Origin of the sequence: Paraburkholderia phymatum (assembly GCF_040965635.1) — a bacterium.
GTDB lineage: Bacteria > Pseudomonadota > Gammaproteobacteria > Burkholderiales > Burkholderiaceae > Paraburkholderia > Paraburkholderia phymatum_B.
Genome location: NZ_JBFRCH010000032.1, coordinates 63,987 through 73,463, shown reverse-complemented (window position 1 = coordinate 73,463; position 9,477 = coordinate 63,987). Strand labels below are relative to the sequence as shown.

Annotated in this window: 6 protein-coding genes and 1 pseudogene; 5 read left to right on the top strand and 2 right to left on the bottom strand. The window is 62.2% G+C overall.

Going from position 1 to position 9,477, the window contains the following annotated elements; translation table 11 throughout:
• Window positions 1-129: 129 nt before the first annotated feature.
• Both AB4Y32_RS32675 and AB4Y32_RS32670 read left to right on the top strand, forming a co-directional pair.
• Window positions 130-666: pseudogene (locus tag AB4Y32_RS32675) on the top strand (hypothetical protein); the annotation flags it as partial.
• A 70-nt stretch (window positions 667-736) separates the two neighbouring features.
• Window positions 737-1,168, top strand: coding sequence for a hypothetical protein (locus AB4Y32_RS32670; RefSeq protein ID WP_342943275.1), 432 nt, complete (start codon window positions 737-739; stop codon window positions 1,166-1,168).
• A 422-nt stretch (window positions 1,169-1,590) separates the two neighbouring features.
• Here the strand turns inward: AB4Y32_RS32670 and AB4Y32_RS32665 are convergent, their stop codons facing one another.
• Window positions 1,591-2,928, bottom strand: a complete 1,338-nt coding sequence (locus AB4Y32_RS32665; protein WP_368725270.1) for an ATP-binding protein — start codon at window positions 2,926-2,928, stop codon at window positions 1,591-1,593.
• The gene (locus AB4Y32_RS32660) at window positions 2,925-3,587 is read right to left on the bottom strand and encodes a response regulator (RefSeq protein ID WP_342937196.1); all 663 of its coding nucleotides are present in this window, start codon (window positions 3,585-3,587) and stop codon (window positions 2,925-2,927) included. Before AB4Y32_RS32660 ends, AB4Y32_RS32665 begins: the two co-directional genes overlap by 4 nt.
• Before the next feature lie 142 nt (window positions 3,588-3,729).
• On the opposite strand from AB4Y32_RS32660, the gene AB4Y32_RS32655 reads away from it, so the two are divergent.
• From AB4Y32_RS32655 to AB4Y32_RS32645, 3 genes are read left to right on the top strand one after another with little or no spacing between them, the layout of a single operon-like run.
• Window positions 3,730-5,163, top strand: coding sequence for a TolC family protein (locus AB4Y32_RS32655; RefSeq protein ID WP_368725269.1), 1,434 nt, complete (start codon window positions 3,730-3,732; stop codon window positions 5,161-5,163).
• Window positions 5,153-6,277, top strand: coding sequence for an efflux RND transporter periplasmic adaptor subunit (locus AB4Y32_RS32650; RefSeq protein ID WP_368725268.1), 1,125 nt, complete (start codon window positions 5,153-5,155; stop codon window positions 6,275-6,277). Before AB4Y32_RS32655 ends, AB4Y32_RS32650 begins: the two co-directional genes overlap by 11 nt.
• Window positions 6,274-9,339: an efflux RND transporter permease subunit gene (locus AB4Y32_RS32645; protein ID WP_342937199.1), complete on the top strand. Its 3,066-nt coding sequence runs from the start codon at window positions 6,274-6,276 to the stop codon at window positions 9,337-9,339. Before AB4Y32_RS32650 ends, AB4Y32_RS32645 begins: the two co-directional genes overlap by 4 nt.
• Window positions 9,340-9,477: the final 138 nt, after the last annotated feature.

Sequence of the window (9,477 nt, the reverse complement as noted above, 5' to 3'; positions counted from 1 at the left end):
GGCCAGCGTCGTGGTCGTAGCAGGCGACCCGCCGGCCGGCCGTGGATAACCTGGCCGCACTCTCGAATGGGAGATAACTAACGGAAAAACGGATCGCGAAAGGGCTTGACTTCCATTGCCCCATAGAGGCTCACTGTGGTGCTCGTGAGCGTCGTGGGCACGCAATTGACCGACGTACTGACCGACGGTCTCGGTGTCAGTCTGTACTTCAGTACCGCGGTGTTTGCCATTCTGCTCTGCGGCGTCTTCGCTATCTGGTATCGGAAGGAACGAACGCTCTCCATTAACGCGATCGTGACAAGCAAGCGCGAGCTGTTCTACTGGACCGCGATTCTTGTCACGTTTGCATTGGGTACGGCAGCCGGCGATCTCGCGACAGAAGCGATCGGCCTCGGCTTTAGCCTCGGCGTCGTTGTGTTCGGCATCCTGCTCCTGCTTATGGGCTGCGCGGCGTATCTCGGCGCGAACCATGTACTGATCTTCTGGTTCGCCTACATTCTGACGCGGCCCTTCGGCGCGTCGCTTGGCGATCTGCTGTCCCAGTCGAGAGATTATGGCGGGCTCGGCATGGGCACCGTCATGACCAGCGCGGTATTCCTCGCCGTCATCGTCGTGCTCGTGGGCATTCACGCTTCGGCCAGAACGCGCCAGGGTCAGGCCACGTAGCACACATCGGGTTTCAGTTCACGCCGCCAGATCTGGCGAAGCTATTGCATCTTCATACGGAGGATCGGTTATGAACCGGCGCATGGTAGTTCCTGTACTCGCAGTTGCCGCTTTCGCAACCTGTACGATCGAAGGCTCGCATATTGCTTCAATGTCGCAACGTCTCGCTGCGCTGTCGCCGATCTCGGTGGCACATGCAGCTACTGCACCATCGAAGCTCGGCGATCTGTCGAAGTTTCGAACCATCGCGACCGACACGTCGAAGCTCGTCGACGCGAATGATCTGGCCGGCGCGAAAAAGCGGATCAAGGATCTCGAAACATCGTGGGATGATGCTGAGCCTTCGCTCAAACCGCGCGCCGCCGCCGACTGGCACAAGCTCGACAAGGCCATCGACAACGCGCTCGAAGCGCTGCGCGAGAAGTCGCCCGAACAGGCCAGGTGCAAGGTAGCGCTCGCCGATCTGATCGCGATGATGGATCAGATGAGTGGGAAAGGTTGAGCAGGCTTCAATACGAAAGGTGAAACGCGCTTTCGTCGCGGGATGCGAGCGCGTTTTCATCAAAGGTCCGGTTCGCACCAGGGAATTGGTCTTCAGCTCATGGGCCATGACAGAAAGTTAGCAAATATCGTTTTCGCGATCTCCGCCATGAAAACAACGCTGCGGCTGCCCAAACAGTGCTGTCGATTGCCGTAGACTTTGCACCTTCTCCTCAATCGGCCGCGAACCTGGTTGCTGCGAGTCCCAATGCGATGCCCTGCGTCGTGACAGCCAGACTCGAATGCATCAGGATGCCGCATACTGTATCGATGGGAGTGGTGAAGCATAGATGCCGGTGAACGGCATCCATCGCTCCTTCTGACGAAGAACGCCGCACGTGGGTGGCCGCTGAAACAGCTCGCATGGTGACAGGATGGCCACAGTTACCCGGTCCGCAACCCGGAGAGCGTGACGCGCAGACCTGGACGGTCGTCGTTGCTGTCGAAGGAGAGTGTCGCGTGATGACGCTGAGCGATTTTCAGCGCGATGGCGAGACCCAGGCCGCTGCCATGTTCCTTGTGGCCCGTGCTGCGATAGAACCGGTCAAAAACGCGCTCGCGGTCCGCCGCCGGAATGCCGGGGCCGCTATCCGATACGCTCATGCTGACCTCACTACCGCTACGCGTCAGGATCACATCCACCTTCCCGCCCCGGGGGGTGTAACGGATCGCATTGTCGATCAGATTATTGAGCAGCACTTCGAGTCCCTGCGACTCGGCGCGCACCATGTAGGCATCGTCGGCTTTCGTCGATGAGCCGTTGCATTCAAGCCCCAGGTCGATCTGCTTTGCCTCGGCGAGCAATGAGAAGTCACCCACCGCACGCTCGCACAATCTGCGCAGACTCACGGCTTCGAATTTCGCGCTGCGTGGCGCATCTTCACGTGCCAGCGTCAGCAACTGGTGTACGAGGTGGATTAACCGGTTCAGACGCCCTTCGATGCGCGCGAACGCCGGCTTGCTGCCGACCAGTGAACCATCGCGCTCGGCGGCCTGCAATTGCAGCTTCAGCGCGGCCAGCGGCGAGCGCAATTCATGCGCGGCATCCGCGACAAACGTGCGTTGCATTTCGGAAGCAATGTTCAACCGATGCAGCAGATCATTGAGTGCCTCGACGAGCGGTTTCATTTCGACGGGCATGCGGCCATCGAGCCGCAGCGGTTCAAGCGAATCCAGTGAGCGTGTCGACAATGCGCGGGAAATGCTGCCAAGCGGCGCGAGTCCCCGGCCGACCACCCAAAGCACAATCAGAATGATCGCGGGAAAGAACAGACCGAGTGGCCACAGCGTACGCAATGCCAGCCGCAAGGCCAGATCTTCGCGCACGGACACGGGCTGAGCGACCTGTACGAAACGATCGCCCTCCTGAACACCCAACACGCGCCAGTGATATTCATCGCGTTCAATCGTGCGAATGCCTTCGGGAAAGCGCGCAAGATCGATACCGCCCAGCGATTTATAAACGCCCCTGCCAGCCTGATCCCAGATCTCGATAAGAATGCGATCGTCGGACAGACCTTCGAAATCCGGCGTGCGCCGCGTGAGCGTATCGACGCGGCTGATATTCGCGGGCACAGAAAGCGCCACCGTACGCAATTCGTAGTCGAACAGTTCGCTCGCCTCTTCACGTGCCGTATGAAAGATGCCAAAACCCGCGATCGACGCTGCCACAGCCAGGCCAGCGATCAGCCAGCCGAGCAGCCAGCGCCGGATCGACGTCATTCGCACCTCTTCAGGCGATAGCCCACGCCGCGCACCGTCACGATCTGCTCTGCCCCGATCTTGCGACGCAGGCTATGCACGTGCACTTCGATCGTATTGCTGCCAACTTCCTCGCCCCAGCCATACAGCTTCTCCTCGAGTTCCGAGCGCGTATACACGCGCGTCGGTCCTTCGATCAACGCCTGCAGCAGGCTGAATTCGCGCGGCACGAGAGCAAGCGGTTCGCCTTTCAACGTCGCTTCATGTGTGGCGGGATTCAATGTCAGATCGCCATGCGAATAGACGGGACTGGTCTGCCCCGTGCGCCGACGAAGCAAGGCACGCACACGCGCAGCGAGTTCGTCGAGATCGAAAGGCTTGACGAGGTAGTCGTCCGCGCCCGCATCGAGTCCGCCGATGCGGCTTTCAACGGCATCGCGCGCCGTGAGAATGATCACAGGCGCATTGCCGCTTCGCCGGCGATAACGGTTGAGTACATTGATGCCATCCGCTTCCGGCAAGCCGAGGTCGAGCAGAACCAGGTCGTAGACATCGTGGTCCAGCGTCAGTTCGACCTCGCGTCCATCGCGCGCCCAATCAATCGCATAGCCCGCGCGCCGCATCGTGCCCGCGACGGGCTCGCCAATCATCTCGTCATCTTCCACCAGCAGCAAGCGCATGGCGCCAGTTCTCCTGAATAGCCTTCATTGTCGGCGCCTTTTGCTTAACGCGCCCTTAAGGGTCTCTTAAGCGCGTGCTGCCGACAATCCGCCCGTTACTCGACGCAATCTTCATCCGAGCGGCCCCGCTCAGGAGTATGCCTTGTCCTTCCACTCTGCCGCCCGTTTTGTCCGCACGCGCTTCGGTTCACGACGCATGCCGTTTGCGGCCATCGCGGGCGTCTATGTCCTGACCTTGTCAGGATGCACCTGGTATCACCGCGATCCGCTTTCGCCCTATACGACCAGTACCTCTGCCACACAACTCGAGCGCATCCAGATCGACCCGTCGCGTATGCCATTGCCTGAACTGGCCGCGCATCGCTTCGATCCTTCCGATGGACTCGATATCGAAGAGGTCGCGATGCTCGCCGTCGCGAACAATCCGGCATTGAAGCTCGCGCGCGACGATCTGCATATCGCCTGTGCACAGGCCTATTCCGCAGGTCTGCTGCCCGATCCGCAACTGAGCATTTCAAGCGACTATCCGGGCGCATACGGCGCGACGCGCGCGTTCAACTACGGCTTGAGCATGGACGTGATGGCGATCGTCACGCGCAGCGCGAACAGGCAGTCCGCTGATGCGACTGTTGCGAAGACGGATCTCGGGCTGCTCTGGCAGGAGTGGCAGACCGTTGCACAGGCCAGGCAGCTCTTCATCAAGTCGCGCTTCCAGCAGCAGACGTTGCCGCTGTTGCAGCAGCAGCGCGACCTTTCGCGCATGCGCTATGAACGGATGGCCGAAGCGCAGCGCACCGGCAATCTGACCGCAGACACGCTGACAGCTGCGCTCGCGTCATACACGGACGCGAACCGCCAGTACACCGATGCGCAACGTGCCGCCCAGCAGACGCATCACGATCTGAATGCGTTGCTCGGTCTCGCACAGGACGTGCAGTTGCAACTGACGGGCGACGATCACGACGTGCCGCTCGCTGACGACACCCTCGACGCCGCCCTCTCCGCGCTGCCCGAACGCAGACCGGATCTGCTCGCGCTCCGGGCGGGCTACGAAGCGCAGGAGCAGAAGTATCGCGCGGCGATTCTCAGCCAGTTTCCGAGCCTCTCCGTGGGCTTCGTACGCGCACGCGACACGTCCAACATCTACACGAGCGGTTTCCAGATCAACCTGAGCCTGCCGGTCTTCAATCGCAACCAGGGCAACGTTGCGATCGAGCGAGCAACGCGTCAACGTCTGCGCGACGAGTATCAGGACCGGCTCAACACGGCCTACGCGGACGTCGCCCAAATGCGCGCGGACACCGCGATCCTCACGCGCCAGTTGCAAGCAACCGAATCGGCGCTGCCCGATGTCGACGCTGCGGCAACGCACGCCACCGCGGCCTACGCGGAACACAACCTCGCGCTCGGCGCATATGTCGATGCGCAAAGCGCGTCCATCACAAAACGCATTGACGTGGCGACGCTGCACGAGTCGCTTGCCGAACAGCGCGTCGGCTTGCAGGCGTTGCTCGGCAGCGCGATCCCCGATGCTTACTCCTCAGACAGAACCTTCACCGAATCCGATGCGAAATAACCGCACATGGCTTTATTCCGGCCTCGTCGCTGCCGGCATCTCGGCAGTCCTCTCAGTGTGTTGTGCTTCATCCTATGCGGATGAAGCGCCCGTCACCACCGTGCAGACGGTCACGCCCACGCGCGGGACGATTGCCCAGCCTGTTCATGCATACGGCGTGGTCGCGAGTTCATCGTCGAGCGTGACGACCGTCGATCTGCCGTACGTCGCGCGCATCGACCAGATGCGCGTGCAGGCCGGTCAGGCCGTCAAGCGCGGCGCACCGCTGTTTGTCGTGCAGGCCGATCCCGCAGCCGTGGTCGCGGCAACGCAGGCGAAGAGCGCGGCGCGGCTCGCGCAGGACGAACTCGCACGCACGCAATCGCTCTATGACAAGTCACTCGCGACGCAATCGCAGCTGGCCAGCGCGCGCAAGGCCGCGCTCGATGCAAAACAGGCGCTCGACGCGCAACAGCAACTCGGCATCGGCGCCGGGCACACGACCATCGTCGCGCCGCATGACGGGGTCGTCACGCAGGTGACCGTCGCGCAGGGCGATCAGGTGCAGGCGGGCGCGCCGATCCTGCAGCTGTCGGCGGACTCGCGCGGCGATAGTTCACGGCCGAACGTGACGCTCGGCGTTGAACCCGCCGATGCCGCATCGATCCATCCCGGCGACGCCATCATCGTCAGCGGCCTCTCGACGGCGCTTCAGACGGCGCGCGTCGCGGGACGTGTTGCGATGGTCGGTGCGTCCATCGATGCGCAAAGCCAGCTCGTCAATATCGGCGCGAGCGTACCGTTCGGGCAAAGCGCTTTCATTCCGGGCACGCGCGTGAAGGCCGACATCGCGACGCAATCGGGCACGCACTGGATCGTGCCACGCAGCGCCGTATTGAGCGACGCGCATGGCGACTATGTGTATCAGACGGGCAGCGACAACAAGGCGCATCGCGTGAACGTCAAAAAAGTCGTCGAGGACGGTGACCGTTATGGCGTCGATGGCGCAATCGACGCGGCACGTCCGCTCGTTGTTGTCGGCAACTATGAACTGCAGGATGGCGCAGCTGTGCATATCGATGGGACGAATGAGCCGGGCATCGGGCCGAACGCAAGGAAGGGAACGACGCGATGAACTTCAGCCAGTGGATGCAAAGGCATCGTCGTTCGCTGCTGTTCGTCGTCGCGTTGCTTGCGATAGCCGGTGCGCTCACCGCGTTCCGCATGCCGATTTCGCTGTTTCCGAACGTCGCGTTTCCGCGCGCCGTCGTATCGCTCGATGCCGGCGACCGTCCCGCCGAACAGATGACGACGCTCGTCACGATGCCCGTCGAGGAAGCGCTGCGCCGCGTGCCGAACGTGCGTGACGTCGAATCGAAAACGAGCCGCGGCGCCGCCGAGATCTCGATCAATTTCGACTGGGGCACGGACATGGCACAGGCGACGCTGCAGGCGCAGTCGGCCATCAGCGAGATCCTCGCGACGCTGCCGCAAGGCACGTCGATGCAGGTGCGCCGCATGGACCCGACCGTGTTTCCTGTACTGGCCTACAGCCTGACTTCGCAGCAACAGTCGCAGTCGGCACTGCGCGATCTCGCGCAATTCCAGTTGCGCCCGTTGCTGTCGTCGGTGGAAGGCGTGGCGCGTGTCGACGTGATGGGTGGCGCCCAGGACGAGTTCGAAGTGGCGATCGACCCGGCGCGTCTTGCCGCATACAAGCTCTCGCTCGCGGACGTATCGAAAGCGATCGGCACGAGCAACGTGCTGATGGCCACGGGCCGCATCGAGGATCACTACAAGCTGTATCTGGTAATCGCGAACACGACGATCACGCATATCGATGAACTGAGGCACGTTGTCGTGTCGTCGAATGGGCCGACGCAGATTCGGCTCGGCGATATCGCCACGGTGCAGCAGGGCGTCGTGCCGCAATGGATGCGCGTGACAGCCGACGGCAAGGATGCCGTGCTCATCAACATCTATCAGCAGCCGGGGGCGAACAGCGTCGCGATGGCGCGCGCGATTCACGCGAGACTTGCGGACTTCCAGCACAAGATGCCAACCGGTGTGCACCTCGCAAACTGGTACGACCAGAGCGAGCTGGTGGTCGCGTCGGCGTCGAGCGTGCGCGACGCGATCATGATCGGCGTTGTGCTGGCCGCGCTCACGCTGTTCGTGTTTCTGCGCAACTGGAAGATCACGGCCATTGCCGTCGCGCTCGTGCCCGTCGTCATGGCTGCCACAATCCTGTTGCTCGACGTGTTCGGCATGGGCTTCAACATCATGACGCTCGGCGGCATGGCGGCCGCCGTCGGTCTCGTCATCGACGATGCGATCGTGATGATCGAGCACATCGTGCGACGCATGCGCGAAGCGGGCGCGCAGGCGTTCCATGGCCGCGTGATGTCGGCAGCGCTCGAATTCACGCGCCCGCTTGCGGGCTCGTCGGCCGCGACGCTGATCATCTTCGTGCCGCTTGCGTTTCTTTCCGGCGTGACAGGCGCGTTTTTCAAGGCGCTGTCCGTGACGATGGCAAGCGCGCTGCTCATCTCGTTCATCGTGACGTGGCTCGCCGTACCGATTCTGTGTGATCACTGGCTCAAGGCGAAGGACGCGGAAGAACACGAGGAAACGCGCCTCGCATCGTGGATGAACAGGCGCTACGCGTATCTGATCGAGCATGTGACGTCGAAGCCTTGGCTCGTGCTGACTGGTCTCGTGCCGCTCATCGCTGTCGCCGCGTTCGCGTTCACGCAGGTCGGCAGCGGCTTCATGCCGACGATGGACGAAGGCGGCTTCGTGCTCGACTATCACACGGCGCCCGGCACGTCGATCACCGAAACGGACCGCCTGATGCAGCAGATCGAGACGATCGTGCAGTCCAATCCGAATGTCTCGACGTACTCGCGCCGTACAGGCGCGGGTCTGGGTGGTGATCTGAACGAACCGAATCGTGGTGATTTCTTCGTGCGGCTGAAGTCCGGCAGTCGCGAGCCGATCGAAACGGTGATGGAAGAAATCCGTTCGCAGATCGAGACTCAGGTGCCGGGCGTGAGCGTCGAGCTCGCCCAACTGATGGAGGATCTGATCGGCGATCTGACAGCGGTGCCGCAACCCGTGCAGATCAAGATCTATTCCGACGACCAGAACACGCTCGACACGACGGCCCGCAAGGTCGCGGCGCGCATTGGCAAGATTCCGGGCGTCGTCGATGTGAACGACGGTATCAATCCCGCCGGCGATGCGCTCGAAATGCGGATTCGCCCCGATGCGGCAGCGGCCGAAGGGATGGACGTGCAATCGGTCGCACAGACCATCTCCGACATGCTGGAAGGCAGCGTCGCCACACAGTTCCAGAGCGGGCCGAAGACGGTCGGCGTTCGCGTGCGTGTGGCGAACGCCCTGAGCCTCACCGATACCCAACTCGGCCAGCTGCTCGTGCGCGCGCCGGACGGTCATCTGTTTCCCGTTGGCCGCGTCGCGGATATGGTCAAGGTCACAGGCCAGCCGGAGATCAGCCGCGACAACCTGAAGCGCATGGTGGCCGTGACGGCACGCATTGACGGGCGCGATCTGGGTTCGACGGTCGCCGATGTGCAAAGGGCGCTCGGTGAACCGCAACTGCTGCCGTCGAGCGTCTACTACGAGCTTGGTGGTCTGTACCAGCAGCAGCAGATCGCGTTCAAGGGGCTCGTCACGGTGTTCGGCGCGGCCGTGGCGCTCGTGTTCGGCCTGCTGCTCTTTCTCTACGAGCGCTTTCGCGTTGCGCTCGCGGTGATGGCGATGCCACTGCTCGCTGCGGGCGCGGTCTTCATCGGGCTATGGATGACGGGCATCGAACTGAACATCTCCGCGATGATGGGCATGACGATGATCATCGGTATCGTGACCGAGGTCGCCATCTTTTACGTGTCGGAACTGCAGGGACTTGTGCGCGACGAAGGCCTGCCATTCGAGCGCGCGCTCGTCGAAGCGGGCCGCAACCGTCTGCGTCCCATCGCGATGACGACCATCGCGGCAATTCTCGCGCTGCTGCCGCTCGCGTTTGCACTGGGCCAGGGCTCGGCGATGCAGCAGCCGCTCGCCATTGCGATTATCTCCGGGCTCATCGTGCAGTTGCCGCTCGTGCTTCTGCTGCTGCCCGTGCTCCTCCAGTTGCTGATGAAAAAGCGCGTTCCGGGGAGCGGGACGGGCTGATGGGTGGCTTTTCGACGCAGACCATGAGGGCTGGATGTTCGCCTTTCCTGGCCTTCATGTCTGCACGGCCTTTTTGCCGAAGTCAGCCCGCAAAGCGTGCTGGGCAAGAGTTTGGATCTTATACCGATGTGGATCGTG